Here is a 24,762-nt window from a genome sequence, read left to right as displayed (position 1 = left end):
CACGTACCGAAGCCGCCGGCCGTACCGGCGAGGATGGATGGCAGCCATGGAACCGACACACGCCGCGGACGGCCCGTCCCGGCCGCTCGACCTGGTCGGCGTCGGGTTCGGCCCGTCCAACCTGGCGCTCGCCATCGCCATCGAGGAGCACAACGCGACGTGCGCCCCCGGCGAGCGGGTGGAGGCCCGGTTCCTGGAACGGCAGGACACGTTCCGCTGGCACCCCGGCATGCTGCTCGACGGCGCCACCATGCAGATCGCCTTCCCCAAGGACCTGGTGACGTTCCGGAACCCGGCGAGCACCTTCAGCTTTTTCTCCTACCTGTTCGACAAGGGCCGGTTGGTGGACTTCGTCAACCACCAGACCTTCTTCCCGACCCGGCACGAGTTCAACGACTACCTCCGGTGGGCGGCAGACCGGGTGGACGCCGACGTGCACTACGGCGCCACGGTGACCCGGGTTGGCGGCGTGCGGGGCGCGGACGGGGCCGTCGACGAGTTCGAGGTGGAGACCGCGGACGGCCGGACGGTGCGCACCCGCAACCTCGCGGTCGGCGCCGGGCTGCAGGAGCAGATCCCGGACTGGGCCACCCCGTCGCCGCGGTGCTTCCACAACCACCAGTTCCTGTTCCGGATCGAGGAACTCCCGGAGCTGGTGCACCAGCGCTTCGTGGTGCTCGGCGCCGGCCAGAGCGCCGCCGAGGTGGTGCAGTACCTGCACCGGCACTACCCGCAGGCCGAGGTCCACAGCGTGTTCTCCCGCTACGGCTACAGCCCGGCGGACGACAGCCCGTACGCGAACCGGATCTTCGACCCGTCCACCGTCGACGAGCTGCACGGCGCCGAGCGACAGGAACGCGAGCGGGTGCTCGAGCTGCATCGGAGCACCAACTACTCGGTGGTCGACATCGAGCTGATCAACGAGCTGTACACCACCGAATACCAGGAACTGGTGCGCGGACAGCGGCGCCTGTTCATGCGACGGGCCTCGGAGATCTCGAGCGTGGTGGACGGGCCCGACGGCATCGAGGTCAGCGTCCGCAGCCGCCTCGACGACCTCACCGACACCCTGATGTGCGACGCGGTGGTGCTGGCGACCGGCTTCACGCCGACCCCGCTGAGCAGCCTGATCGGCGACCTGGCCCCGGCCGACGGCGCCGTGACCGAGGTGGAGCGGGACTACCGGCTGGTGACCTCGCCGGACGTGCGCGGCGGCATCTACTTGCAGGGCGGGACCGAGAAGACACACGGGCTGACGGCGTCGCTGCTGTCCAACGTGGCAGTCCGTTCGGGAGAAATTCTTACTTCCCTGCTGCAAAATCGAACCGCTGGCCTCGATCTTGATAGTGTCGGGGTTTCCACGCTGGTGGATCATTCGAAGAACGAGTTTGCGACAAGCGAGGCCAGATGAGCACCAATCCCTTTGACGACGAAGACGGCCGTTTCTACGTCCTCGTGAACGACGAGGACCAGCATTCGCTGTGGCCGACCTTCTCTGACGTGCCGCAGGGGTGGCGTGTGGTGTTCGGCGAGGACAGCCGTCAGGCATGCGTCGAGTACGTCGAGAAGAACTGGACCGACATGCGGCCCAAGAGCCTGCGTGAGGCCATGGAGAAGGACAAGGCGGCCGGCAACAACTAGTCAGGCAGTTCGCTCCTGGCCGCCCGGCCTGCGGGGACGCAGCGTCGGGCGCCGGAGCGAGCCTGTCCGGCCGAGTATCCGCGGCCGCCGCAGCGTCCGGGCTCCCCATTCGCCGAGCGTGACGCCCGCGGCCAGCGCGACGCCGATTCCGAAGGCGGAGAGCAAAGCGCTCAGCCCCAGCAGCAGCTGGTTGTTCAGCAACGAGTACAGGCCCCGGTAGAGCGAGAGACCGGGAAGCAGTGGGGTGATCCCCGCGACCGCGATCACCTGCGGCGGTGTCAACGCCCGCCGCGCCATCAGGCCACCGACGAAGCCGACCACCGTCGCCGCGATCGCCGATCCGACCACCGTCCCGATGTCGATGGTCTGGCTCAGCGAGTACACCAGGATCCCCGCGGCGCCGCCGAGACCGGCCGCCGTCAGCGCCCGACGCTCCGCGTAGCAGGCCACCGCGAAGAACAGCGACGTGAAGGCGCCGGCGACCACCCGGATCGAGGCCTGCGCGAAGGCCGGCGCCTCCGGCGCGGTGGTCAGCGGCAGCGTCGAGCCCAGCGCGGCCGCCATCCGCAGCGACAGCGCGACACCGGCGATGATGCCGCCGGTCATCATCAACACCTCGAAGAAGCGGGCGACCGCGGTGATCGGGGCGCCGGTGATGGCGTCCTGGACCGACCCCACCAGGGACAACCCCGACAGCAGCACGATCACCCCGGCGGCGATGACCAGCGACGGACGGATGCTGATGCCCAGTTGCTCTCGGAAGGTGTAGAGCAGGCTGGCCGGCGCGGCGGCGATCAGCCCGCCGACCACGTGCTGGTAGAAGAACGGCAGCCCGATCCCGTTGAGCATCCGGTTGACCCGGTCGATCACCATCGTGGTGAGGAAGCTGACGATCGCGACCAGGACCCCGCCGCCGAGGAGGACGGACGCCGACGCCGCCATCGAGGCCCAGGCGAAGGTCGCCGTCCAGCGGTTGTAGGGGTGCGGGGCGTCGTTGATCGTGGTGAGCGCGTCGTGCGCCTCGCTGGGGCTCACCGCCTCGGTGCGCAGCCGGCGGGTGAGCGCGTCGACCGCGGCCAGGCGGGTGAAGTCGAGGGAGCGGTAGTGCACGATGCGCATGCTGGTGGCGGGCGGCATGGTCGGGCCGCGATAGGCGCTGATGCGGATCGAGTTGTAGGTGACGTCGACGTCGCAGCGGGCCAGGCCGTAGGTGGCCGCCACGAACTGCACCTGCGCCGTGGTGTCGATCGCCGAGGTGCCCGACGCCAGCAGCACCTCGCCCGAGCGCACCGCGATGTCGAGCACCTCGGCCACCTGGGCGTCGTCGGTGAGGTCGACCGGCTGCAGCGGCGCGGGTGCGGCGGTGGGCGCGTCGACCACCGACCGTTCCTCGCCGATCAGCCGGTTCAGCCAGGCGAACACGTCCCTCGGGCGYAACGCCCGCACGTCAGGACACCGCGTCCTGCTCGCTGAGATCGGTTGCTGCGAAAGCGGATTCGAGGTCTACGTGGTGGAACATCGACGTCACCTGGTCGTGAACCACGCGGAAGGCGGCCGCCGAGGTCGATGTCTCGCCGGGATTGGAGGCGAGGGTTGCCTCCTCCTCGACGACCACCACGCCCTCGTGGACGAACATCCGCCCCGGGTTCAGGGTGAGTCCCGCGGTCGAAGCCCAGTCGCGCAGCGCGGACAGCCCCTGGCGGGCGCCCGTCGGATCGCCGATCTCCACGTCGTCACTGGACAGCGCGAGGAGGGTGTCGAGGTCGGAGTCGTTCAGCGCATCGTGCCACGCAAGGACCGTGGCGATCTCGGAGGTGCTCATGCCTGCAACGCTAGCCGTTTCCGTCGGTTGAGGGTGGCTGCGGACCGCCCTCGCGCGTCGGGCTCCGGCCGAGATCGGATGACCTCCCGCCGGTCGGGGATCTATGCTGCGAAGGCGACGACGCCCGTGCGCCGGCGTGTGCGGTGTTCGTCGAACGGAGTAGCGGCGATGGTCGCGAATCGTGGGAGACCGGTCACCGTCCTCGCATGCCTTTTCGCGGCGTTGCTGCTGGTCCTCGCGGGGTGCACCTCGGGCCCGGCACCCCGGTCGGGCGGCAACGCCGGCGCCGGCGGCGCCCCGGTCGCGTACCGGGAGCCGGTCCGGCTGTCGAGCAGCGACGGCGTCCTCGAGGTGCGACTGTCGGCCCACCAGGGCACGGTCGCGCTCGACACCGCCGCGGCGCCGGTCTCGAACTTCCTGCTCTTCGGGTACGAGGTGATCAGGGGCACGGCGTCGGACGGCTCGACGAGGGGGGACGACATCTACCCCGCGCCGACGTTGCGGGTCGATCCGGGCGAGCGCCTGATCATCCACTACGACAACGACCTGCAGGACCTGACGATCGAGGACTTCTACGACCCGGCCTTCACCCCCGCCGGCGGCGAGGTGCCGATCTACCCGCCGACGCTGGCGTCCGCGCCGCTGAACCTGCACACCCACGGGCTGCACGTGAGCCCCGACGGCAACGCGGACAACGTCCTGCTCGACATCCCGGCAGGGATGGGCAACGTCTACGACTACGCGGTGCCGACGGACATGCCGAACGGCATGTACTGGTACCACAGTCACCGCCACACGCTCACCGCCCAGCAGACCTACCTGGGGCTCGCCGGCCTCCTCGAGATAGGGCGGCCCGACGGCAACCTGCCGCTGGTCACGCAGCACGACATCCCGATCCGCGACATGGCGCTGCAGTACAACTTCGTCTTCGACCGCAAGGGCGGCGGCCACCAGCTCAACGACCCGAACTGGCCGCAGTACGTGAGCACGCTGACACCGCCGACCGGCTCGCAGCTCGCCGACGGCAGCTACCGGCCGAGCCTGGCCCCGGTGAACTTCGCGGAGACGACGGAGGGCTCCCGGTACGTCACCAACTGGTACAGCGGACCACTCTCGCCGGCCAACCACCGTGGGCAGAACCAGTTCGTGCCGGGCAACCTGCAGACCTTCACGAGTGATTCGACGACCGTCCCGGCGGACCCGTCGCTGCCCGAGAACGAGCGCGACATGCAGTACACGGTGAACGGACAGTTCCAGCCGGAGCTGAAACTCGATCCCGGCCAGACAGAGATCTGGGTGCTGGCGAACATCAGCGACTTCGCCTACCTGCCACTGCGTCTCACCGAGACGGCCACCGGTAACCACCCGACGTTCGCGGTCGTCGGGCAGGACGGCAATCCCTTCACCCGGGTGGAGCCGCCGGTCGGCGGGGACGGCACCCGGCTCGTCGTCCCGCCCGGGTCGAGGTTCGCGATCGCGGTGACGATGCCGAAGGCCGGTGACCTCGTCCTGGACATACCGCCGCTGGAAGGGGCCGAGCCCGTCACCAACCCGGGCGTTCTCTACACCAACAACGGCACCGACAACCCGCCCGCGGTGCTGGGCACGGTGACCGTGGACCCGTCGGTGATCAGCTACGCCGACGGCTTCTTCACCTTCCCCACCCAGACGCTGCTGCACGCGACCCCCGGCAGCGGCCAGGGGCGGACGACAGCGTTCGAGCCCGGCCAGAACCTCGACGCCTACACGTCTTTCGTCGACACCTCGGTGATGACACCGGACGTGAAGCGCACGCTCACGGTCTCGGGCGGCTTCGGCAACGAGAAGGCCAGCAAGAGCGACCCGAAGGCCTTCACCTACGAGTTCGACGACAACACCTTCCCGAACATCCCGCTGATCCAGCCCCGGCTGAACTCGGTGGAGGAGTGGACGATCACCAACCTCAACAACGACGAACACCCGATGCACATCCACGTCAACGACTTTCAGGTGATGGAGGTCGTGGACCCGGTGGCGGGCACCAGGACCGGGGTGCAGCCGTGGGGAATGGACAACGTGAACGTGCCCGCGCCGGTGACCGACGAGAACGAGGCCGCGCTCGAGCCGGCCTCGGTGACGCTGCGCACCAAGTTCACCGAGTACACCGGCACCTTCGTGATCCACTGCCACCGCCTCAACCACGAGGACAACGGGCTGATGGCCCTCGTCAGCGTGATCCCGGAGGTGTCCACGTACGCGGTCGCGGTGCCGGGGTCGCCGGGCACCCCCGCGACGGTGCGGGTGCACGACGGCAACGGCGACAAGGTGATTGCCGCCGTGACGCCGTTCCCGTCCTTCGAGGGAACCCCGACGGTGGCGATGGCCGACGTCAACGGCGACATGGTGCTCGACCTCGTGGCCGGGACCGGTGCGGGCGTGGCCCCGGAGGTGGTGGTCTACGACGGCGCCGACCGCGCCGTCGGACCGTTCACCGCCGAGCTGGCGCGGTTCGCGCCGTTCGACGCCGACTTCCGTGGCGGGGTTACCGTGGCCGGCGCGGACATCGACGCAAACGCCTTGGCCGACAACGTCATCGTGGGTACCGGCCCGGGCGCCCCGTCGCTGGTTAAGGTTTTCTCCTCGAAGCTGCCGGCGGAGGGGGGAACGGCGCCGGAGGTGTTCGCGAGCTTCGCGCCCTACCCGGGATCCGAGGCCGGGGTCACGGTCGCCACCGGTCTGGTCGACACCGCCTCGGGACGGGCCAGCATCGTCACGGCGCCGGGGCCGGGGGAGGCGCCGTGGGTGAAGACGTTCCGCTACGACCTGTTCCAACCGACCGCCGCCGCGTCGGCGAGGGGCGGGCACGGCTCACACGGCGGGCACGGCGCCGTCGGCGTCAGCCCGGGCGAGCCGACGATGACGTCGGAGTTCCTGGCCTTCGGCGAGGGGTACACCGGGGGTGTCTCGCTCGCAACGGGCTGGGTGGCCGGCGCCGAGGGCGGCGCGAAGAGCATCGTCACCGGCATGGCCGGCGGGTCGGGCACGGTGCGGGCGTGGTCGAGCGGGTCGCGCCTCGACGGCGAGCCGGGGGTGTACACCGAGAGCCCGGACCGCCACTCGGGCGCAGTGGATTTCCGGCAGATCGCGTCGTTCGAGCCGTTCGCGGGCGGCGGCGTACGGGTGGCGGCCACCAGCACCACCGCCGGCGCGGACCTGCTGGTCAGCGGCATGGGTGCGGTCGGCGCCGAGGTGCGCAAGATTGCGCTCGGCCGGGCGGACCCGCAGGCGGGCACAGTGGTGCCGACGGTGGTGGGTGCGCTGCCCGCGCTGCCGGGAGTGTCGGGTTCGGTTCCGTTGGGCGGCAGATAGTTTCGAGGGCTGTAGGCCTTTGCGGCAGTCGTCGCGCTTCGGTGTGACTCGGCGACGGCCTTTCCGAGTCACCGCCCGCCGGCGTACAGACCGGCAAGATCCGCGCCGATCCGTGCCAGCTCGCTGCGCACCGACTCCGGTTCGAGCACCTCGACGGCAGCTCCCCAGCCGGCGAGGTTGCGGGCGATGTCCAGGGCGGTGGGCGCGGCCAGGCGGATCCGGGCGCGGCCGTCGTCGGCCTCGCCGTCGTGGTGGCAGTGGCGGCCGAAGTGGTCGCGCAGGATCGGCACGAACCTCGGTTCGATCAGCACGGTCGCCCAGGTGGCCGAGCGCCGCTCCTCCATCTTCCCGGTGACCTCCTCCCAGGCGGCAGCCAGCTCGAAGTCGTCGGGGCGGTCGGCGGGCTGGTCGGTGGTCTCGGCCTCGGCGATGCGGTCCACCCGGAAGGTGCGCCGGCCGCGGTCGGTCCCGGCGATCAGGTACCAGGTGTCGTCCTTGTCGACCAGACCCCATGGCTCGACGAGCCGTTCGCTGCGTTCCCGGGCGCCGCTGACGTAGACCAGACGGACCCTGCGCCGGCGGACCACGGCGGACTGCAGTTGGTCCACCATCTCGGGTCGGCGGCGATCCCGCTCGCCCCATCGGGTCGGGTCGATCATGGTGGCGCCTGCGGCGGCCTCGGCCTCGGCCCGAAACGTCTGGGGCAGAGCACGTACGAGCTTGCGCAGTGCTGCCTTGGCCTCGCCTGACACCGCCGCGGCAGGGCCGACGAGCAGGAACAGGGCCTGCGCCTCGTTGGACGACAGGCCGGACAGGTCGGTGCGGGCGCCGCCGACGAGCGCCCAGCCGCCACCGCGACCGGGCTGCGGGTACACCGGGATGCCGGCGGTGGACAGCGCCTCCAGGTCGCGGCGCGCGGTGGCCACGGACACCTCGAGCTCGTCGGCCAGCTCGGCGGCCGTCACCCGGCCGCGGGACTGCATGAGCAGGAGGGTGGCGACGAGTCGGTCTGCGCGCATGTTTTCAGGTTCCCCTTAAAAGTGCTCAGTTGGTGAGCACTTTGGTCGGAAAGATGGTTCCTGTCACCAACCGAACGAGGGAAGGAACCACCGATGTTGCGAGGACTCACGACCGTCAGCTTCTTCGCCGACGATGTCGCGGCTGCCAAGGACTGGTACACCGAGGTGCTCGGCATCGAGCCGTACTTCGCCCGCGAGATCGACGGGCACACCGCGTACGTCGAGTTCCGCATCGGCGACTTCCAGCACGAGCTCGGCATCGTCGACGCCCGGTTCGCGCCGCACGCCCGATCGGAGCAGGCCGCCGGCCAGGTGACCTACTGGCACGTGGACGACGTCAACGCGAGCTTCGAGCGGCTGCTGTCGCTCGGCGCCACCGTCCACGACAAGCCGGTCGAACGCGGACCGGGATTCGTCACCGCCTCCGTCGTCGACCCGTTCGGCAACATCCTCGGGGTGATGTACAACCAGCACTACCTCGACATCCTCGGCGCGAGGGAGGCGTGAGGTGAAATCACGGTCCGAGAAGGAGGTCTGGCCGATGTCCGTCGGCGGTACTAGGGGACCTGAAAAGTGCCGAGCCCCGGATTGACCAGAATCTTGTACCCCCACATGCCGTAGGGGACGACCGTGTCGACGGCGGCGATCGCGGCGACCGTGCCGCTGCCGGTGACCGCCGTCGCGGGGGCGTATCGGCAGAAGTCGTCCGGTGCGGGGTCCCGGGTGTAGTCCCGCTCCACCAACCGGAGCATGGTGGTGCCGGCGGCGCCGGTGGTCAGGTTCCGCCAGTTCACCGCCATGTCGAAGCAGTAGGTCCAGTCCGGGGCACGCTCCGTCGCGAAGGTCACCACGCCGGGTGCACCCGGCGTTGCGGACGGCGACACGGTCGTCAGCGGCGGCAGGTTCCAGCACGGGAACGTACTGCCCACGCATCCCACGAGGAACCGCACCGGGACCTGGAACGCCGTGGTCGTCGCCGCCGGCGCCGGCGGCGGGTTCGCCGTCGCCGCGGCGGCCGCGCAGAGCGGGAGAGCGAGCGCGGCCACGGATGCCGCGGCCCGCGCGACGAGCGAACGACGAACTGCTGTGCGGCACATGGTGTCAGCCTCCGGGAGATGTCGAGGTCGCGGGGGACTGCGTCACTGCCCGCCCCTCGGCCGGCACGCGAGCCGCCGTGATGTGGGTCAGCACGCACAGCCAACGGTCGTCGCGTCGGACGAACATGTCCGACGTCCATTCGTCGGCGTCGAAGCGTTGGCCCCCGTAGTGCGCGGTGTTCGTCACCCGCGCCGTGAACACCGCGGTGTCACCGTAGACCCGGACCCTCGCCCCGCCGGCCCGGTCCATGGCGGAGTGGGTCAACTCGCCCGATCTGACGAATCCCAGGAACTGCGACTTCGGTGAGATCCCCGACTCGGAGACGATCACCCAGTCGTCCGCCATGAAGGCGGCAATCCGTTCGGCATCGTTGGAGACGATCGCTTCGTACCAGTCGTCGCAGATCGCGACGAGTTCCGCCCCGGCGCCCGCGATCAGGTCGTCGTCCATGGAGTGCTCCGTCCCTCGCGTCGGGCAGTGCCACTCAGTTGTCGGGCACCACGGCACCGCTGGCGGCATCGACGTCCACGTCGTAGTCCCAGCCCTGTGCGTTGCGGATGTGTACGTGCCACACCGTCTTTCCGTCTTCCTGTTCGAGGTTGGACTGGGCGACGGTGCCGCCGGGGACGGTGGCGACGGCGGTCTGTTCGGCCTGTTCCTTGGTGACCGTCACGCCGGCGTTCGGCGTGGCAGGAGGCGGCGAGCCCTCGTTGTTCCGATCGTCGTCGTCCGGTACGACGGCGCCGCTGGCCGCATCGACGTCCACGTCGTAGTCCCAGCCGTCGGTGTTGCGGACGTGGACGTGCCACACCGTTCTCCCGTCATCCTGTTCGAGCTGGGACGAGACGAGTGTGCCGCCGGGGACGGTGGCGACGGCGGCCTGTTCGGCCTGTTCCTTGCCGACCGCCGGCATCGCCGCCGTGCCGGTGCCGGTGCCCGGGGGCATGGACATGGACGCCACGGCGGTGCTGGTCGGGGCAGGGGGAGTGTCGTCGTCATCCGATCCGCATCCCGCCAGCATCAGTGCCGAGGCCGCGGCGATGGGGAGCAGGCGCGCACATTTCGCAATTCTGGTGGTCATGATGAGTCCTCGATTCGATCGATGGCATGGCCCTGCCGAACAGCGTACGGCAGCACCGCGGCATCGAAGTCATTGTCCACCAGAAGAATTCGTAAACCAACGCGGGATGCGCAAGGGTGTGCGCCGGTTCGGCACGGCGGGGCGAATCGGTGGGCAGCGGCTCAGCGGGGCGTGTCCTGATCCCTCCCCGAGGCGAGGTCATCGCACCGCACCCGGACGAGCAGTTCGCCCTGGCGCCGGAGGTACTCCCGGCCCCCCTCGTCGCCGGTGGCGCTGTCGCGCAACGGCGCCCAGTGCGGCCGGGCCGCGACTACGGGATGGCCGGGGCGGTCGCCGAAGAATGCTCGGGCGAGCCCGCTCGGCGCCCGCTCCGCGGCCCGGATCACCCGCGCCACGACGCGACCGTCGACGTCCGGCAGGTCGACCAGGTGTACGGCCACGAACCGCGCGTCGGGATCCCCGGCGGCTGCGGTCAGCCCGGCGCGCAGTGACTCGCCCATCCCGTCGGCCCAGCGCCTCGCGTGCACAGCCTCGGCGCCTTCGGGCAGCGGCACATCGGCGGCGCCGAGCGCCACCAGGACCCGTTCGCAGCCGCCGCCGCGAAGCGCGTCGACGGCAAGCTGAAGCCAGAGTCCCTGGCGTGCCAGGACTTTGGGTGACCCGTACCGCCTGCCTGCGCCCGCGGCGAGGAGGAGGCCCAGCACCTCGCTCACGACGCGCTCCGGCCATGAATCGGGCCGGTCAGCCCGCCGAGCCGGCGCCCGGAGCCGCCCCGGCGCAGTGCGATGATCTCCGCGAGGATGGAGACGGCGGTCTCTTCCGGGGTCTGGGCGCCCAGGTCGAGGCCGATCGGTGCGGACAGGCGGGCAAGTTCGGCGTCGGTGACACCGGCCGCGCGGAGTCGGTCCACCCGGTCGAGATGGCTGCGGCGACTGCCCATCGCGCCCACGTAGCCGGCACCGGACCGCAGCGCGACCGTCAGAACCGGCACGTCGAACCTCGGGTCGTGGGTGAGGACGCAGATCGCCGTCGAGGGGCTGATCGTCGCCTGCCCGAGGTACTGGTGTGGCCACATGACCACCACCTCGTCGGCGTCCGGGAACCGCTCCCTGGTCGCGAACACCGGGCGGGCGTCGCACAGGGTCACCGAGTAGCCGAGCGTCTTCGCGGCCCGGGTGAGCGCGTGTGCGAACTCCATGGCCCCGAACACCAGCATCCGCGGCGGCGGGGTGACCGACGAGATCAGCACGACCAGGCCGGTTTCCGTACACTCGCCGTTCTCGCCCAGGCGCACGGTGGTGGGGGTGCCGGCGTCGAGGTGGGTCCTGGCCCGGGCCACCACCGCGGCGTCCAGGAGCGGATCGCCGCAGGACCCGGCGCAGGAGTCGGCGGTGACGGCGACCGTCCCGCCCAGGCGGGGGCCGCGGGAGACGATCGTCCCGAATGCGACGGGGCGCCCTGCCGCGACCGCGTCGGCCGCCAGCGCGAGACCCGGGAGTGCACCGGGCCCGGCCGGTTGCACCAGCACCGCCATCGATCCGCCGCACATCAGGTCCGCCCCGCCGAACTCGTCGTCGCCGACGGCGTACCGGCGGACGACGGGCCGCCCGGTGTCCATCACCTCGACGGCGGTGTGGAAGAGGTCGCTCTCGACGCAGCCGACGGAGATGCTCCCGGCCACCACACCGCCCCGCGAGACCGCCATGACGGTGCCGACTGGGCGTGGGGTCGACCCCTCCGCGCAGGCGATTGTCGCGAGGGCGCAGTCGGTTCCGGCCGCCTGCCAGGCGGCGACCTGCTGCAGGATCTCCCGGGTCGTCACGGCAGCGTCCAGAACTGCCTGGTCACCAGGTAGAAGACGATCACCCAGAACGTGGTGGCCGCCGCGACGATCGCGATCCCGCGGAGGTTCGTCCTCGCCTCCGGCACGTCCGGGGGCGGTCGCAGCCAGCGCCTCAGCAGTCGGTTCACGTAGTACGGCATCGTCACGAAGGTCATGGCGAAGCTGGACAACAGGTTTCCGACGAGCAGCCCGAGCCAGAGCGGCATCTTCAGCGGCGACAGCGCGAGGGTGAGCAGCACGACGGTGGGGTAGAGGCCCACCCAGACGGCGACGGACGTCTTGGTGTCCGACGGCGGCGGCGCCTCGTTTCCCTTCTCGTCGAACGCGAACCAACTGCCGAAGGAGTTGTCGACCGTGCGGGAGGAGAACTCGTGGAACCGCTCGCCCTCGGTCAGGAGCTGCTGCCGCTTGTCCGAGGTGAGCCACGTGAAGAGGTTCGAGGCGTTGTCGTAGCGGTAGAGCGCGGTCCACTCGTCCTGGATCCCCTCGATGGGGCGGAACAGTTCGCTGCCGCGAAAGCCCTCGAACTTGCACTCCGCCAGCCGCATCCGGTTCTGCCACTCGAGGAAGGCGTCGATGTTGTCGGGCGCCACGCGGTGGGTCACGACGACCGTCACCAGTTGATCCGTCGGCCGGGATCCGCCGGTGATCACCTGCTGCGTCGCGGGGCCGTCGAGGTACTGCTGCCCCCGGTCGAGCCAGGCCTGGCGGGTGGCGCTGTTGATCCAGGCCTGCACGTTGGCGACGGAGTCGAAGCGGTAGACCACCACCCAGTCGGGTTGCACGGCGGTGGGCGCGGCGATCTGGGCGCCGAGGAAGCCGGCGTAGTGCGACGCGGCGACGTTGATCTCCTCCTGCCAGGCCTTGAACTCCGACTCGAAGCCGGGTCGCACCCGCTGCCCGATGATCACCGTTGCGGTGTCGCGGACGCGTTCCTCGGCCGTCATCGCGCTCTCCTACGGTTGCGCCGGCGGGCGGTGGGACGGCGCCCCGCCCAGTCGGCCGTAGATGCGCTCGGGGGTGAGCGGCAGCGCCCGGCAGCGCACCCCGGTCGCGTTCTCGAGGGCGTTGGCCAGCGCCGGCGCCACCGGGTTGATGCAGCACTCCGCCATGCCCTTCGCGCGCATCGGCCCGACGGAGTCCGCCGAGTCGACCAGCAGCACCTCGGTGCGGGGCACGTCGGCGTAGGTGGGGATGCGGTAGTTGCGCAGGTTCGGGTTGGCCATCGCCCCGCCGCCGTCGACGTGGAAGTTCTCCGTCAGCGCGAACCCGATGCCCTGCGCGACGCCGCCCTCGACCTGGCCCCGCACCTGCGCCGGGTTGATCACCACCCCGGCGTCGGTGGCGTGGACGCTGCGCAGGATCCGGACCTCGCCCGTCACCCGGTGCACGGCGATGCGGAATCCGTGCGTGTTGGACACGACGCTGCGCGGTGACCCGTACGCCTTGCGTGCCGCGGTGAACCGGATGCCGCGCCTGCGGCCCGCATCCACCAGTTCGGCCAGCGACAGGCGGGTGCCGCCGCAGACGACGCCGTCGTCGTCCATCGCGCAGGAGGCGACGTCGACGCCGGCCCGCGCGGCCGCGAACGCGAGGATCCGGTCGCGCAGGGCGTCCGCCGCCCGCAGCACGGCGTTGCCGGACACGAACAGGCCCGCGCTGGCGAAGGCGCCGGTGTCGAAACCCGTTCGGTCGGTGTCGGACTGGACCAGACGCACCCGCGACGGCGTGGTCCCGAGTTGGTTCGCCGCGATCTGCACGTGCGCGGTGGAGGTGCCCTCGCCGAACTCGACGGTGCCGACGGCGAGCTCGTAGACACCGTCGTCGCCGAGGGTGGCCCAGGCCTCGGAGATGTGCTCGGTCGGGGGAGCGGTCTCGTGCAGCGAGCTCGCGGTCCCGGTCCCGACGAGCCAGTCGTCGCCGTCCGGTGGCTCCAGGCCGCCGGCCCGCAGCGCCCCGTCGACGAGGTCGATGCACTTGCCTAGCCCGTCCTCCGCGAACACGACGTCGTCGGGCCCGTCCTCGAACGCGACGAGCGAATCGCCGGGGCGCACGATGTTGCGGCGGCGCAGCTCGAGCGGGTCCATGCCGAGCGCGACGGCCAGCTCGTGCATCGCGGACTCCACCGCGAACGCGGGCTGGGTCATGCCGTACCCGCGCAGCGCGCCGCTGGGCACGGTGTTCGTGTAGACGGAGTACGCGTCGTACTTCTTGTTGGGGCAGCGGTAGATCGAGACTGCCGCCCCGCCCGCGAACAGCGTTTCGCCACCGTGGTTGCCGTAGGCGCCGGTGTTGGAGACGTTGCGGACCTGCAGCGCAGTGAGGGTGCCGTCGGCCTTCGCGCCGAGCCGGACGGTGAGCGTCATCGGGTGTCGTGGCGAGGCCGTCGTGAACTCTTCCTCCCGGGTGAACTCGAGGCAGACCGGGCGCCCGGTGTCCAGCGTGGCGAGGGCAACCAGGTCCTCGGAGATCACCTCCTGCTTGCCGCCGAATCCGCCGCCGACCCGCTTGCAGAACACCCGCAGCTGGTCGGGACGCAGGGCGAACAGGTGGGCCAGCTTGACCTTCGCGATCGACGGCGACTGGGAGCCGGTCCGCACGTACAGGCGGCCCTGCTCCATCCATGCGATGGACCCGTGCGTCTCCAGGTGCGCGTGCTGCACGCGCGGGGAGAAGTAGGTGCCCTCGTGGATCACGTCGGCCTCGGCGAACCCGGCCTCGACGTCGCCGACGTGCCCGTGCAGTTCGAGCAGGACGTTGTGCACGGGATCGCGGACGAACGGGTCGTGCGAGCCGTGCAGCGCGGGCGCGCCGTCGGCCATCGCCTGCTCGGGGTCGAACACCGCGGGCAGCACGTCGTACTCGACGACCACCCGGCGGCAGCCCTCCTCTGCGGCCGCGACGGTGTCGGCCAGCACCGCGACCACCCGCTGCCCGACGAAGCGCACGGTGTGGTCGAGGATGTAGGTGTCGTCCGGGTCGACGAGGTGGTCGGTGTGGATCGCGGTGGTGAAGCGCTTCCGCGGCACGTCCTCCCAGGTGTAGACGCGGTGCACGCCGGGCACCGCGAGCGCCACGGACTTGTCGATCGAGACGATCCGGGCGTGCGCGTGCGGCGAGTGCAGCACCTTCAGGTGCAGCAGGCCCTCGATCTGGGTGTCCATGGTGAACTCGGCGCGGCCGGTCACCACGTCGGTGGCGGCCGGGGCGCCGACGCTGGTGCCGACGGCGCGGCCGGGCTCCGCGACCTCGATCGCGGCGACCCCGTGCACGGCGYCCTCGATCGACCGGTAGCCGGTGCAGCGGCAGAGGTTGCCCTTGAGTGCGCGCGGCAGGTCCGCCTTCTGCGCGTCGGTGAGGCTCGCGCAGGTCATGATCATGCCGGCGGTGCAGAAGCCGCACTGGAAGCCCGGGGCGTCGCGGAACTGCCGTTGCATCGGATGCAGATTCTCGGGAGTGCCCAGGCCCTCGATCGTCGTCACCGGGTGTCCGTCCGCGCGGAACGCGGGGGTGATGCAGCTGTGTACCGGATCGCCGTCGAGCCATACCGTGCAGGCCCCGCAATCGCCTGCGTCGCAACCCTTCTTTACGCCGTAGTGGCCGAGCGCGCGCAGGAAGGTGCGCAGGCACTGTCCGGGCCCGGGCTGCTCGTCGAAGGTCCGGTCGTTCACCGTGTACGTCACGGCCGGTCTCCCGCGGCGAGCTCCACCCGGATCTGCTCGGCGAAGTGCGTGGTCAGGTGGTGGCGGTGGTCGGGGGAGCCGTTCGGGTCGTCGAACCACACGTCGCCGGGCAGCGCGTCGATGCGCCGCCGCAGCTCCGCGGCGTCGGGCATCGCCTCGAACGCCAGCCGCAGCGGCCGGGTGGTGCCGGCGGTGACGGTGAGCCGCAGGTCGTCGGCGCCGGTCGCCCGGGTGCCGACGAGGAACACCGTCGAACGGCCCAGCCGGGTCAGGGTGAAGCGGCGGTGCGCGTGCCGTCTCCGCAGGGCCGCCGCCGGAATGTCGATGCGCCGCAGGATCTCGCCGGGCTCGAGGACGTTCCGGTGGTCGCCGGTGACGAAGTCGGCCGCGTCGACGGTGCGCTCGGTGCCGTCGGCCGCCCACAGGGTGTACGTGGCCTCGAGTGCCACCGTCAACGTGATCATCGGGCCGGCGGGCAGAGACAGGCAGATGTTGCCGCCCACCGTCGCCGCGTTCCAGACCTTGAACGAGGACAGGAACGCCTCGCAGCTCGTGGCGAGCAGCGGGGCCGTGGGCCAGTCACGCTGCGGCGCAAACGCATACAGCTCGCGGATGGTGCATGTCGCACCGATCTCGAGGCCGGCGTCGGTGACCGTCAGGGCGTCCCAGCCGAGGGTGGTGAGATCGACGAGCCGGCGGCAGTCGGGCTGCGGGACGGAGAACAGCCACGTCCCGCCGGCCAGCCAGGTGTCCCCGCCCCGCCACTGCGAGCCGGGGCGATCGAACGGTCGCCGGACGACTTCGGTGATGCTGTTCAGGTCCATCGGAGCGCTCCCGTCGAGGGCATGCGTCGTGTAACGGTATCCGAGCCTGTCCGTCCCGCGTCGCTGATTGAGGCGACGACGCCCGGGCGGATCGGCGCCTATGGCCGTCGGTTAACCCGCCGTGGGGTCGGGCAGATATGATGGGCGCGCTTTGTCCGCCTCCTTAGCTCAGTGGTAGAGCACTCGCCTTGTAAGCGAAAGGTCGTCGGTTCAATCCCGACAGGAGGCTCCACCGGAAACGGGCGTCTGCCAGTAGAAATGCTGGGGCGCCCGTTTTCGTCGATTCCGGTGGCCACGCGGCGGTCGAACGCGGCCGGGAGCGGGACGCCGGGCGGTCAATTCTTGGCCTCGCACCGGCGGGGCGGCGGAGTTAGTCTGAGGCCCCGGCGGGCCGCAGAGAGGGCTGGACCGGCCGGGGCTGCACCGCCCGTGCAGGAGGCGGGCGGTGCAGTCGGTGACGATAGCGTAAATCGCTTTGACCAGCCACTATACGGACGTCCAACTCTTCTGGGGTGCCCGGACGGCGGGTTCGGTGGGCGCGGTCGCCGGTCGGTGGTCGACACTCTCCGAGTCGTGCACATCTGCCGAGAATCGGCCGTCGGGCACTTCCCGGCCCCGGTCTGTTGCATTCGGCAGGTGGGAAGACGAGCGTGGACAGTGCTCCACTCTTGCGGAGCAACCCGTCGAGGTCGTTCCGCATCTGTCCCGACGGTATCTCTGGAGGAATCATGCTGGGACTCGTGATCGGACTCGGCGGTGCCGCGATCGGCATCGGACTCGGGCTTGCCGGTGCGGCGGTTGGTGTCGGAATCGGACTGCTCGGTGCCGGCGTCGGAATCCTGCTCAGTGACGTGAAGGCCAAGCATCACATTCGCCCGCTCGAACCCTGACCGGGTACGTGGTGACCGATGCGGCGATCCTCCCCGATCGTGGTGAGGACGCCGACCGAGATTCGGGTGCCGCCCTCGCGCGGCACCCGCTGGCCTGGCTGCACTCGCACCTGACCCACAGGCGCGGGGTCACGGGTGCCCGGCCCGTCCCCGTCGGCGCAAACGAGGTCCTCGAGCGGTTGGCGACCCTGCCCGTCAGCGTGTGGACTTACCGCTTCGACCACGACTCGGTGCGGCACCTCGGTCCGATGGCGCAGGACTTCGCCGACACCTTCGGGCTGGGGTCGAGCGATCGCACCATCGCGGTCGTCGACGCGAACGGCGTCTGCATGGCCAGCGTCCAGGCGCTCTACCGGCGTCTCGTCGCGGTCGAGACCGAACTGGCCGAGCTGCGTGCCGCGCCGCCCGGGTCGGTCGACCGGGAGCCTTGAGCCGCGGAACGCGGATTCGGGCACTACCCTCTGTCGGACACCGCCTTTCGGCGAAGGAGCGAGAGGTCCGAGACCCGTGATGCCTGAGACCACGATCGATGCACCCGGCGGGCCGATCGGCGCGGTGCTCGAGGTCCCGGCGGGGGCCGGTCCGTGGCCCGGCGTGGTGGTGGTGCACGACGCGCTGGGGCTGAGCCGCGACATCCGGGGCATCGCCCGCCGGATTGCCGACCGCGGCTACCTGACCCTCGCGCCCGACCTCTACTCGCGTGGCGGCATGGTCCGCTGCGTGACGCGGACCTTCCGGGAGCTGATCCGGCGTCACGGCCGGTCGATCGACGACCTGAACGCCGCCCGCGAGATGCTGCTCGCCCGACCGGACTGCGACGGGGCGGTCGCCGTGGTGGGCTTCTGCATGGGCGGAGGTTTCGCGCTGGTCATGGCGCCCAAGGGTTTCGACGCCGCGGCACCTTTCTACGGGCCGCTGCCCCGGCATCTCGACGAGGCGCTCGGCGGGGCCTGCCCGATCGTCGCGAGCTTCGGCGCCCGCGACCCGATCCTGCGCGCCGCCGGGCCGAAGCTGACCGCCGCGCTCGAGCGCCTGGACGTGCCGCACGATGTGGCGACCTACCCCGGCGTCGGCCACAGTTTCGCGAACCAGTTCCCGGTCGGGTCCGCGGCGCCGCTGCTGCGGGTCGTCGGGATGGGCTACGGCGCCGAGCAGTCCGAGGACGCCTGGCGCCGGGTCTTCGCCTTCCTCGACGCGCACCTGCCGTCGCCGCCGGCGGAACCCGGCAGCTAGGTCAGCTCGGTCCCGTTGGCGCGGCCGCCCTTGAGCCACCGCCCGGGCAGTCGGCCGGCGAGGTCGCCCAGCGGCCCGACCGCGGAGCTGAGCACCCCGACCGTCTCGCGGAGCAGTTCGATGCTGTCGCCCATCTTCTCCAGGTTCGGGGCCAGGGCCGCCAGCGTCTCCGACAGCGACACGATCTGGTCCAGCGGGCCGCCCTCGGCGATGATGCGTTCGACGGCGCCGTCCTCGGCGAGCAGCGTCTCGAGGATGCCGCCCTCCTCGAGCGCGCGGTCGATGAGGCCGCCCTCCTTGGTGAGGGTCTCGAGCGGTCCGGCGCTGGCGGTGAGCCGTTCGAGCGGGCCGTCCTCCGCGGTGAGCCGGTCGAGCAGGCCGCCGGGGGCGAGCAGGCGCTCGACCGGGCCGTCCTCGTCGAGCAGTCGGTCGACCGGCCCGCCGGTGGCGAGCACCCGCTCGAGCGGCCCGCCGGGCTCGATGATCCGCTCGAGGGTGCCGCCGGGGGCGGTCAGCCGGTCCACCACGCCGCCCGGTTCGAGCAGCCGGTCCAGCGGGCCGCCGGGCCGCATCGCCTGGCCCAGCGGTCGCTGGTCGGAGGCCAGTTCGGCGACCTGCTGCAGCAGCTTCAACGGGCCCGACGGGTTGGCCGAGGATGCCCCGCCGCCCGAGGACGCCGACAACATCAGCCGTGCGGCACTGAGCGCGGTCTCGGCAACGCCGAGCGCCGAGTCGGCGAGTGAGAGACTCGCCCGGACCGGCAGTGTGACGAGCGCCACCAGGTTCATGCGGTAACTGTAGCCCGGTGCCGATGGACAATTCGGGCTCCGAGCGGCGCCGACGCAGGGCCTGTCAGTGCAGGACCTTGAGCCCGACGACGCAGCCGACGATGCCGAGGATCAGCAGGACCTTCACCACCGACGCGGACTCGCTGCCCGTGACCATGGCGTAGGCCACGGTGAGGCTGGCGCCGATGCCGACCCAGACCGCGTACGCCGTGCCGATCGGCAGGGTGCGCATGGCGTAGGCGAGGCCGACCATGCTGGCGGCGAGCGCGACGCCGAACACCGCGGTGGGTGCGAGACGGCTGAAGCCGTCGGACTTGCCGAGGGCGGTGGCCCAGACGGCTTCGAGGACACCGGAAATGACGAGAATGATCCATGCCATGGTGACTGATTCTCCCAAGGCACCGTCTTGTCGCTGTCCGGGTACGGTGCGCTCGTCCGGGGTGTCAGAGTGACGCCACCACCGTAGCAACAGCTCACGGTCGAACCGAAGCCACTGTGAGCAATCTGTCCCGGCGGTCGCCGCGCGGCTCACAGGAAGTTCCCAGCGAACCATCAGCCGGCGGACAGGGCCCGCGGTGATGATGGGGAACGTGAGTGCCAACCGAACCGAAGCCCGGGTGCTGGTCGTCGACGACGAGCCGAACATCGTCGAACTGCTGTCCGTGAGCCTGCGCTTCCAGGGATTCGAGGTGGCGACCGCGTCCAACGGCGCGGAGGGACTGGACCGGGCGCGGGCGTTCCGGCCCGACGCCCTGATCCTCGACGTGATGATGCCCGGCATGGACGGCTTCGGCCTGCTGCGCCGGCTGCGCGCGGACGGCGTCGAGGCGCCGGTGCTGTTCCTCACCGCGCGGGATGCCGTCGACGACAAGGTCACCGGGCTGACCCTCGGCGCGGACGACTACGTGACCAAACCGTTCAGCCTCGAAGAGGTGGTCGCGCGGCTGCGGGTGATCCTGCGCCGCGCCTCCCGGGACGGCGACGTCGCCCCGCCGTCCCGAATCCGGTTCGCCGACATCGAACTCGACGACGACACCCACGAGGTGTGGAAGGCCGGCGAGCCGGTGGCGCTCTCGCCGACCGAGTTCACCCTGCTGCGGTACTTCATGGTCAACGCGGGCGTGGTGCTCAGCAAGCCGCGGATCCTGGATCACGTGTGGCACTACGACTTCGGCGGCGAGGTCGGGGTGGTCGAGTCCTACGTGTCGTACCTGCGGCGCAAGGTGGACACCGGGGACACCCGGCTGATCCACACGCTGCGCGGCGTCGGGTACGTCATGCGCGAGCCCAGGTAGGCGGCGTGATGCGTCCGCTGCGCCGGATGCCGTTGCGGTTCACCCTCGTCGCCGCGCTGCTGGTGCTCGCCGGTCTCGGCCTGCTGGCGTCGGGTGTCGCGGTGACCTCGGCCCTGGAGAACTCCCTGATCGCCCGCACCGACGCGACGTTGCGCGACGCCGCGCACGGCTGGGCGAAGCCGCGGGGGGACCGGCCCCTGCCGCCGCCGGGCGAGGCCGGACCCGCCCGGCCGCCCACCCAGTTCTACGTGCGCACGGTGACGAACGACGGGACGGTGAACCCGCCGATCAACGACGGCAAGCTCGACCCGGACCTGCCGGCGGACCCCGGCCCGGACCCGGTGACGGTCGGCTCGATCGGGCACCCCGACCAGCACTGGCGGGCCCTGACCGCCGTCACCCCCGAGGGCGCCGTCACGGTCGCGATCCGGCTCGCCGACGTCGACCAGACCGTGGAACGGCTGGTCGGACTGCAGGTGGGGATCGGCGTCGTGGTGCTCAGCGTGCTCGGCGTCGCGGGCTACCTGGTGGTGCGCCGCAGCCTGCGTCCGCTGGTGGAGGTGGAGCACACGGCGGCGGCGATCGCGGCGGGGGACCTGCACCGCCGGGTCCCCGAGCGCGACCAGCGGACCGAGGTCGGCCGACTGTCGGTGGCGCTCAACGGGATGCTCGCCCAGATCCAGACCGCGTTCGCCGCGACCGAGGCGTCCGAGGAGTCGGCCCGGCGCTCCGAGGACCGGATGCGCCGGTTCGTCGCCGACGCCAGCCACGAACTGCGCACCCCGCTGACCACCATCCGCGGCTTCGCCGAGTTGTACCGGCAGGGCGCGACCACCGACACGGACATGCTGATGGCGCGGATCGAGGGGGAGGCGTCGCGGATGGGTCTGCTCGTCGAGGACCTGCTGATGCTCGCCCGGTTGGACGCGCAGCGACCGCTCGCGCGGGAGCACGTCGACCTGCTGACGGTGGCCTCCGACGCCGTCCACGACGCCCGCGCGATCGCCCCGGACCGGGAGATCGCGCTGGAGGTGGTGGACGGGCCGGGCTGCCCGCAGGTGCTCGGTGACGACGCGCGGCTACGGCAGGTGCTGACCAACCTGGTGAGCAACGCGCTCGGGCACACCCCGGACTCGGCCTCGGTCACCGTGCGCGTCGGCACCGTCGGGCCGCACGCGCTGCTCGAGGTCGCCGACACGGGTCCGGGCCTGGACGAGCAGGCCCGCGAGCGGGTCTTCGAGCGGTTCTACCGCGCGGACACCTCACGCACCCGGGAGTCCGGGGGCAGCGGCCTGGGCCTGTCGATCGTGGCGGCCCTCGTCGCCGCGCACGGCGGCACCGTGACCGTGGACTCGCCCGCGGCGGGCGGCGCGGTGTTCCGGGTGCTGCTGCCGCGTGCCGATGGAGGCGCTGACGCCGACGTGGCGGCGTCGCCTTCGCGTACGGCCTCGCGGTCGGCGGACCCGGAGCTCAAGTGACCAGGCCCGCCCGGAACGCGGTGAGTGCCGCCTCGACTCGGTTGCGGGTGCCGAGCTTGGTGAAGATCGAGGATATGTGGGTCTTGACGGTGGTTTCGCTGAGGAACAGGGCGGCGGCGAGGTCGGCGTTCGACGCACCGGTTGCCAGGGCCCGTAGTACTTCACGTTCACGCTCGCTGAGCGTTCCCAGATTGACCGGCGCCGCCGTTGGAATCGTGGGTGACGGTGGTGTCCCGACGACGATGCGCCGCAGTGACTCCTGGCTGAACAGGGTGTTGCCGGCGGCCACCGCGCGCACCGACTGGTGAAAGGTCTCGGGGGCTTCGTCCTTCGAGAGGAAGCTGTGGGCTCCGGCGGTGACTGCCTGGATGACGAGGTCGTCGACGTCCATCGCGGTCATCGCGATCACACGAGGCGGATCCGGAAGGGTCATCAGGTGGCGGGTGGCCTCGAGACCACCGACGCGCCGCATCTTCAGATCCATCAGCACCACGCGGGGGCGGTGGGCCGAGACAGCGGCGGGGACCTGGTCCCCGTCATCGACGCCGGCGACGACGGTGATGTCGTCGGCGGCGGCGAAGATGTCGGCCACTCCACGACGCACGAACGGGTCGTCGTCGACGATGAGCACGGTGATGACGTCGGATGCAGTCATGGTGCCGTCAGGCTATTACCCGGCGGCACAGGCTGATCAGGAGGGCGGGTGCGTTCTGTTCAGGCGTACCAGGGGAGCCAGCAGTCGACGACGAACTCGGTGCCGAGTACTCCGGCGTTGAGGGTGCCGCCGATGTCGCGGGTCTGTTCGGAGAGCCCGCGCAGGCCAGACCCTGACCCGGGCGGGACAGTCGGGGGCTGTGCGCTCAGGGTGTTGCGGATGTCGATTCGGATGCCGAGCTCGGCGGCGCCGCTGATTGCGATGCGGATGGTCTGGTCGCTCGCGTACTTCTGGGCGTTGGTGAGCGATTCCTGCACCACGCGGTAGGTGACGTGGCCGGATACCGTCCCGACGTCGCCGGGTCGAAGATCTGTGAACAGGGTGGCGTGCAGGCCTGCGGCGCGCGCGGATTGCACGAGCTCAGCGACGCTGTCGATGCCCTGGTGTCCGCTCGGCCGGGCGCCGGCCGACGCGGATCCACGGAGCACTCCGACGATGTGCTTGAGATCGTCGAGTGCGTCGTGCGCGGTGGAGCGGATCATCGAGGCGGTGTTGGCGACCTTCTCCGGGTTGTCGGCGCCGTTGACCTGGAGCGCGCCGGCGAACAACGAGATACGACTCAGGCTCGCGGCGAGGGTGTCGTGCATGTCCCGGGCGATGCGGGTGCGCTCCTCGGTCCGGATCACCTCATCGCGCATCACGGAGGTCTGCTCGGTCGCGACGTCGCGGCTGTACTCGGCTTCGGCCAACTCGGACCGAGTGTGTTTGAGCATCGCCCCGCCGACCACGAGCGCGACCAGCAATGCGGCGACAAACCATGGAATCCACAGTGCGATATCCCATTCCGGCTTCGGTGCACCCTCCTCTGGCCTTGTGGCGGCCATCGTCAGAACCGAGTTGTCGCGGGTGCGGTGGGCGTCGTAGGTCAGCGAGGCGCCGCACGCCAGGAACACCGCGATCGTTGCGGCAGCCAGTCGCTCGCCCCGCTCGGTCTTCGCAATCGCGTAGAGCACGATCAGTGCCGCCGTGGCGTCGGTGGAGAAGAACAGCGGCCCCACCAGCGCCAGCGCGAGGACCAGCCAGGGGCGCTCATGGCGCCACACCAACGCTGCTGCGGCACCGAGGTTCAGCAGGAACCCGAGGCCGAGGTTCAGGGTGTGGACGTTACCCGAGTCGCCGGACAGCCCGAGGGCCATCAGGGTGCAGAACACGCTCAGTGTCACCGCGCCCGTCGTCCAGGCGCGGCGACGGATGATCTCGGTGTTCGCAGTCACCGAATGGAGGCTACGCAATGACCACGACGGTCCGGCAGGACCCGAAAGGTGGAGTTCCGGGACGAGGTCAGACCGAAAGGACGACCCACTCCGTCCGATCGGACGAGGCGCCGCGCCCGCTGGTCGAGTGAGCTGTGAGCACTACCGAATCCGCCGCGAAGGAGCTCACCGATGACCGACCCGAATCACCCCTACCCGCCGCAGCCGCCGGCGAAGAAGAAGCGCAGGATCTGGCCGTGGATCGTCATCGGCATCCCGGTGCTGCTCTTCGGTGGCTGCACCGCGGCGATGGTCTCCGCAGTCGGCGGTGACGAGAGCGCCACCGTCAGTTCGGGATCGAGCAACGGCGGCGGTGCTCCCGCGGCGAACAGCGGTCCGGACTTCCCGGGCAAGCTCGCCAAGGACACCTCCGCCTTGGCCGGCGACACGATCACCCGGGATGGCCTCGCCTACACCGTGACGCCGCTCGAGCAGGGGAGCAGCGTCATCGGGGACTACATGTGCAGCACCGTCACCATCAAGAACGTCGGTGACAAGCAGAACGACTTCAACGGTTACATGGACTGGAGCATGCAGGACGCGAACGGCGCGATCCGCGATGCCACCTACGCCCCCGACCACGAACTGCTGGAGTCCGGACAGTTGGCGCCGGGTGGACAGGCATCGGGAAGCGTCTGCTTCGACGCTCGCCAGGGTGCCGCGTCCGGAACCTATGTCGTGCTGTTCAAGGACACCTTCTCCCTGTCTTCCGACCGGGTCGCCTGGATCAACACGATCTAGGACCGCCCGC

At 70.7% G+C, this 24,762-nt stretch carries 25 protein-coding genes, 1 tRNA gene and 1 riboswitch; of the genes, 11 read left to right on the top strand and 15 right to left on the bottom strand.

Translation table 11 applies throughout. From position 1 onward, the window contains the following. The first annotated feature begins 46 nt into the window (after window positions 1-46). Window positions 47-1,411, top strand: coding sequence for a lysine N(6)-hydroxylase/L-ornithine N(5)-oxygenase family protein (locus AC1DU4_RS01680; RefSeq protein WP_477837330.1), 1,365 nt, complete (start codon window positions 47-49; stop codon window positions 1,409-1,411). Further along, window positions 1,408-1,641 carry an MbtH family protein gene (locus AC1DU4_RS01675; RefSeq protein ID WP_072843117.1) on the top strand — a complete coding sequence of 78 codons (234 nt, stop codon included), beginning with the start codon at window positions 1,408-1,410 and terminating at the stop codon, window positions 1,639-1,641. Before AC1DU4_RS01680 ends, AC1DU4_RS01675 begins: the two co-directional genes overlap by 4 nt. On the opposite strand, the gene AC1DU4_RS01670 is transcribed toward AC1DU4_RS01675, so the two are convergent. Both AC1DU4_RS01670 and AC1DU4_RS01665 read right to left on the bottom strand, forming a co-directional pair. Further along, the gene (locus AC1DU4_RS01670; protein ID WP_477837328.1) at window positions 1,642-3,087 is read right to left on the bottom strand and encodes a threonine/serine exporter family protein; all 1,446 of its coding nucleotides are present in this window, start codon (window positions 3,085-3,087) and stop codon (window positions 1,642-1,644) included. A gap of 1 nt (window position 3,088) precedes the next feature. Then, window positions 3,089-3,463: a nuclear transport factor 2 family protein gene (locus tag AC1DU4_RS01665; protein ID WP_072843116.1), complete on the bottom strand. Its 375-nt coding sequence runs from the start codon at window positions 3,461-3,463 to the stop codon at window positions 3,089-3,091. Between the two features lie 168 nt (window positions 3,464-3,631). On the opposite strand from AC1DU4_RS01665, the gene AC1DU4_RS01660 reads away from it, so the two are divergent. Next, complete coding sequence (locus tag AC1DU4_RS01660) at window positions 3,632-6,811, top strand: multicopper oxidase family protein (protein WP_477837326.1); 3,180 nt, start codon at window positions 3,632-3,634, stop codon at window positions 6,809-6,811. 68 nt (window positions 6,812-6,879) lie between these two features. On the opposite strand, the gene AC1DU4_RS01655 is transcribed toward AC1DU4_RS01660, so the two are convergent. After that, entirely contained in the window at window positions 6,880-7,830 is a 951-nt protein-coding gene (locus tag AC1DU4_RS01655; protein ID WP_477837324.1) for a helix-turn-helix transcriptional regulator, read from the bottom strand. A gap of 93 nt (window positions 7,831-7,923) precedes the next feature. Here AC1DU4_RS01655 and AC1DU4_RS01650 point away from each other — a divergent pair, with 93 nt between their 5' ends. Next, the gene (locus tag AC1DU4_RS01650) at window positions 7,924-8,337 is read left to right on the top strand and encodes a VOC family protein (RefSeq protein WP_477837322.1); all 414 of its coding nucleotides are present in this window, start codon (window positions 7,924-7,926) and stop codon (window positions 8,335-8,337) included. Window positions 8,338-8,387: 50 nt separating this feature from the next. Here the strand turns inward: AC1DU4_RS01650 and AC1DU4_RS01645 are convergent, their stop codons facing one another. From AC1DU4_RS01645 to AC1DU4_RS01610, 8 genes are all read right to left on the bottom strand, one after another. Next, complete coding sequence (locus tag AC1DU4_RS01645) at window positions 8,388-8,927, bottom strand: hypothetical protein (protein ID WP_477837321.1); 540 nt, start codon at window positions 8,925-8,927, stop codon at window positions 8,388-8,390. Between the two features lie 4 nt (window positions 8,928-8,931). Next, window positions 8,932-9,378, bottom strand: a complete 447-nt coding sequence (locus AC1DU4_RS01640) for a nuclear transport factor 2 family protein (RefSeq protein ID WP_477837319.1) — start codon at window positions 9,376-9,378, stop codon at window positions 8,932-8,934. A gap of 34 nt (window positions 9,379-9,412) precedes the next feature. Then, a complete protein-coding gene (locus tag AC1DU4_RS01635; RefSeq protein ID WP_477837317.1) occupies window positions 9,413-10,009 on the bottom strand; it encodes a PepSY domain-containing protein in 597 nt (198 codons plus the stop codon). A 161-nt stretch (window positions 10,010-10,170) separates the two neighbouring features. Continuing rightward, complete coding sequence (locus AC1DU4_RS01630; protein ID WP_477837316.1) at window positions 10,171-10,722, bottom strand: nucleotidyltransferase family protein; 552 nt, start codon at window positions 10,720-10,722, stop codon at window positions 10,171-10,173. Next, window positions 10,719-11,831 carry an XdhC family protein gene (locus tag AC1DU4_RS01625; RefSeq protein ID WP_477837314.1) on the bottom strand — a complete coding sequence of 371 codons (1,113 nt, stop codon included), beginning with the start codon at window positions 11,829-11,831 and terminating at the stop codon, window positions 10,719-10,721. The genes AC1DU4_RS01630 and AC1DU4_RS01625 overlap by 4 nt, the downstream gene beginning before the upstream one ends. Next, a complete protein-coding gene (locus AC1DU4_RS01620) occupies window positions 11,828-12,799 on the bottom strand; it encodes an antibiotic biosynthesis monooxygenase (protein WP_477837312.1) in 972 nt (323 codons plus the stop codon). The genes AC1DU4_RS01625 and AC1DU4_RS01620 overlap by 4 nt, the downstream gene beginning before the upstream one ends. Window positions 12,800-12,808: 9 nt before the next feature. Next, window positions 12,809-15,535: a molybdopterin-dependent oxidoreductase gene (locus tag AC1DU4_RS01615; RefSeq protein ID WP_477837311.1), complete on the bottom strand. Its 2,727-nt coding sequence runs from the start codon at window positions 15,533-15,535 to the stop codon at window positions 12,809-12,811. After that, the gene (locus AC1DU4_RS01610; protein ID WP_477837309.1) at window positions 15,532-16,359 is read right to left on the bottom strand and encodes an FAD binding domain-containing protein; all 828 of its coding nucleotides are present in this window, start codon (window positions 16,357-16,359) and stop codon (window positions 15,532-15,534) included. Before AC1DU4_RS01610 ends, AC1DU4_RS01615 begins: the two co-directional genes overlap by 4 nt. A gap of 157 nt (window positions 16,360-16,516) precedes the next feature. Here AC1DU4_RS01610 and AC1DU4_RS01605 point away from each other — a divergent pair. From AC1DU4_RS01605 to AC1DU4_RS01590, 4 genes are all read left to right on the top strand, one after another. Then, window positions 16,517-16,591: transfer RNA gene (locus AC1DU4_RS01605), tRNA-Thr, on the top strand. Between the two features lie 496 nt (window positions 16,592-17,087). Beyond that, window positions 17,088-17,249, top strand: a complete 162-nt coding sequence (locus tag AC1DU4_RS01600) for a hypothetical protein (RefSeq protein ID WP_477837308.1) — start codon at window positions 17,088-17,090, stop codon at window positions 17,247-17,249. An 11-nt stretch (window positions 17,250-17,260) separates the two neighbouring features. Continuing rightward, complete coding sequence (locus AC1DU4_RS01595; RefSeq protein WP_477837306.1) at window positions 17,261-17,680, top strand: tail fiber domain-containing protein; 420 nt, start codon at window positions 17,261-17,263, stop codon at window positions 17,678-17,680. A gap of 79 nt (window positions 17,681-17,759) precedes the next feature. Continuing rightward, window positions 17,760-18,482, top strand: a complete 723-nt coding sequence (locus AC1DU4_RS01590) for a dienelactone hydrolase family protein (RefSeq protein ID WP_477837305.1) — start codon at window positions 17,760-17,762, stop codon at window positions 18,480-18,482. Here AC1DU4_RS01590 and AC1DU4_RS01585 read toward each other — a convergent pair. Next, window positions 18,479-19,270, bottom strand: a complete 792-nt coding sequence (locus AC1DU4_RS01585) for an ABC transporter (protein ID WP_477837304.1) — start codon at window positions 19,268-19,270, stop codon at window positions 18,479-18,481. The two genes, AC1DU4_RS01590 and AC1DU4_RS01585, sit on opposite strands and share 4 nt — an antisense overlap. Before the next feature lie 64 nt (window positions 19,271-19,334). After that, window positions 19,335-19,649: a DMT family transporter gene (locus AC1DU4_RS01580; RefSeq protein WP_477837303.1), complete on the bottom strand. Its 315-nt coding sequence runs from the start codon at window positions 19,647-19,649 to the stop codon at window positions 19,335-19,337. 16 nt (window positions 19,650-19,665) lie between these two features. Beyond that, window positions 19,666-19,730: riboswitch (guanidine-III (ykkC-III) riboswitch) on the bottom strand. Between the two features lie 118 nt (window positions 19,731-19,848). On the opposite strand from AC1DU4_RS01580, the gene AC1DU4_RS01575 reads away from it, so the two are divergent. Both AC1DU4_RS01575 and AC1DU4_RS01570 read left to right on the top strand, forming a co-directional pair. Continuing rightward, the gene (locus AC1DU4_RS01575; RefSeq protein WP_477837302.1) at window positions 19,849-20,565 is read left to right on the top strand and encodes a response regulator transcription factor; all 717 of its coding nucleotides are present in this window, start codon (window positions 19,849-19,851) and stop codon (window positions 20,563-20,565) included. Between the two features lie 8 nt (window positions 20,566-20,573). After that, window positions 20,574-22,043 carry a sensor histidine kinase gene (locus AC1DU4_RS01570; protein WP_477837440.1) on the top strand — a complete coding sequence of 490 codons (1,470 nt, stop codon included), beginning with the start codon at window positions 20,574-20,576 and terminating at the stop codon, window positions 22,041-22,043. On the opposite strand, the gene AC1DU4_RS01565 is transcribed toward AC1DU4_RS01570, so the two are convergent. Then, window positions 22,036-22,698, bottom strand: coding sequence for a response regulator (locus AC1DU4_RS01565; protein ID WP_477837300.1), 663 nt, complete (start codon window positions 22,696-22,698; stop codon window positions 22,036-22,038). The genes AC1DU4_RS01570 and AC1DU4_RS01565 overlap by 8 nt on opposite strands. Before the next feature lie 59 nt (window positions 22,699-22,757). Next, on the bottom strand, window positions 22,758-23,894 hold the full coding sequence (locus AC1DU4_RS01560; RefSeq protein WP_477837439.1) for a sensor histidine kinase: 1,137 nt from the start codon (window positions 23,892-23,894) through the stop codon (window positions 22,758-22,760). Window positions 23,895-24,143: 249 nt separating this feature from the next. Between AC1DU4_RS01560 and AC1DU4_RS01555 the strand changes: the two genes are divergently transcribed. After that, window positions 24,144-24,752, top strand: coding sequence for a DUF4352 domain-containing protein (locus AC1DU4_RS01555; protein WP_477837299.1), 609 nt, complete (start codon window positions 24,144-24,146; stop codon window positions 24,750-24,752). The last annotated feature ends 10 nt before the right edge of the window (window positions 24,753-24,762 follow it).

The organism is Rhodococcus sp. P4_F5 (assembly GCF_056401315.1).
This window is presented reverse-complemented; position numbering and strand designations above follow the sequence as displayed.

What these genes read in the sequence shown, in the direction of transcription:
- AC1DU4_RS01680 (WP_477837330.1), top strand. Translation starts at nt 47, where the DNA reads ATGGAACCGACACACGCCGCGGACGGCCCGTCCCGGCCGCTCGACCTG.
- AC1DU4_RS01675 (WP_072843117.1), top strand. Translation starts at nt 1,408, where the DNA reads ATGAGCACCAATCCCTTTGACGACGAAGACGGCCGTTTCTACGTCCTC.
- AC1DU4_RS01665 (WP_072843116.1), bottom strand. Translation starts at nt 3,463, where the DNA reads ATGAGCACCTCCGAGATCGCCACGGTCCTTGCGTGGCACGATGCGCTG.
- AC1DU4_RS01660 (WP_477837326.1), top strand. Translation starts at nt 3,632, where the DNA reads ATGGTCGCGAATCGTGGGAGACCGGTCACCGTCCTCGCATGCCTTTTC.
- AC1DU4_RS01655 (WP_477837324.1), bottom strand. Translation starts at nt 7,830, where the DNA reads ATGCGCGCAGACCGACTCGTCGCCACCCTCCTGCTCATGCAGTCCCGC.
- AC1DU4_RS01650 (WP_477837322.1), top strand. Translation starts at nt 7,924, where the DNA reads ATGTTGCGAGGACTCACGACCGTCAGCTTCTTCGCCGACGATGTCGCG.
- AC1DU4_RS01645 (WP_477837321.1), bottom strand. Translation starts at nt 8,927, where the DNA reads ATGTGCCGCACAGCAGTTCGTCGTTCGCTCGTCGCGCGGGCCGCGGCA.
- AC1DU4_RS01640 (WP_477837319.1), bottom strand. Translation starts at nt 9,378, where the DNA reads ATGGACGACGACCTGATCGCGGGCGCCGGGGCGGAACTCGTCGCGATC.
- AC1DU4_RS01635 (WP_477837317.1), bottom strand. Translation starts at nt 10,009, where the DNA reads ATGACCACCAGAATTGCGAAATGTGCGCGCCTGCTCCCCATCGCCGCG.
- AC1DU4_RS01620 (WP_477837312.1), bottom strand. Translation starts at nt 12,799, where the DNA reads ATGACGGCCGAGGAACGCGTCCGCGACACCGCAACGGTGATCATCGGG.
- AC1DU4_RS01610 (WP_477837309.1), bottom strand. Translation starts at nt 16,359, where the DNA reads ATGGACCTGAACAGCATCACCGAAGTCGTCCGGCGACCGTTCGATCGC.
- AC1DU4_RS01600 (WP_477837308.1), top strand. Translation starts at nt 17,088, where the DNA reads ATGCTGGGACTCGTGATCGGACTCGGCGGTGCCGCGATCGGCATCGGA.
- AC1DU4_RS01590 (WP_477837305.1), top strand. Translation starts at nt 17,760, where the DNA reads ATGCCTGAGACCACGATCGATGCACCCGGCGGGCCGATCGGCGCGGTG.
- AC1DU4_RS01585 (WP_477837304.1), bottom strand. Translation starts at nt 19,270, where the DNA reads ATGAACCTGGTGGCGCTCGTCACACTGCCGGTCCGGGCGAGTCTCTCA.
- AC1DU4_RS01580 (WP_477837303.1), bottom strand. Translation starts at nt 19,649, where the DNA reads ATGGCATGGATCATTCTCGTCATTTCCGGTGTCCTCGAAGCCGTCTGG.
- AC1DU4_RS01575 (WP_477837302.1), top strand. Translation starts at nt 19,849, where the DNA reads ATGATGGGGAACGTGAGTGCCAACCGAACCGAAGCCCGGGTGCTGGTC.
- AC1DU4_RS01570 (WP_477837440.1), top strand. Translation starts at nt 20,574, where the DNA reads ATGCGTCCGCTGCGCCGGATGCCGTTGCGGTTCACCCTCGTCGCCGCG.
- AC1DU4_RS01565 (WP_477837300.1), bottom strand. Translation starts at nt 22,698, where the DNA reads ATGACTGCATCCGACGTCATCACCGTGCTCATCGTCGACGACGACCCG.
- AC1DU4_RS01560 (WP_477837439.1), bottom strand. Translation starts at nt 23,894, where the DNA reads ATGGCCCTCGGGCTGTCCGGCGACTCGGGTAACGTCCACACCCTGAAC.
- AC1DU4_RS01555 (WP_477837299.1), top strand. Translation starts at nt 24,144, where the DNA reads ATGACCGACCCGAATCACCCCTACCCGCCGCAGCCGCCGGCGAAGAAG.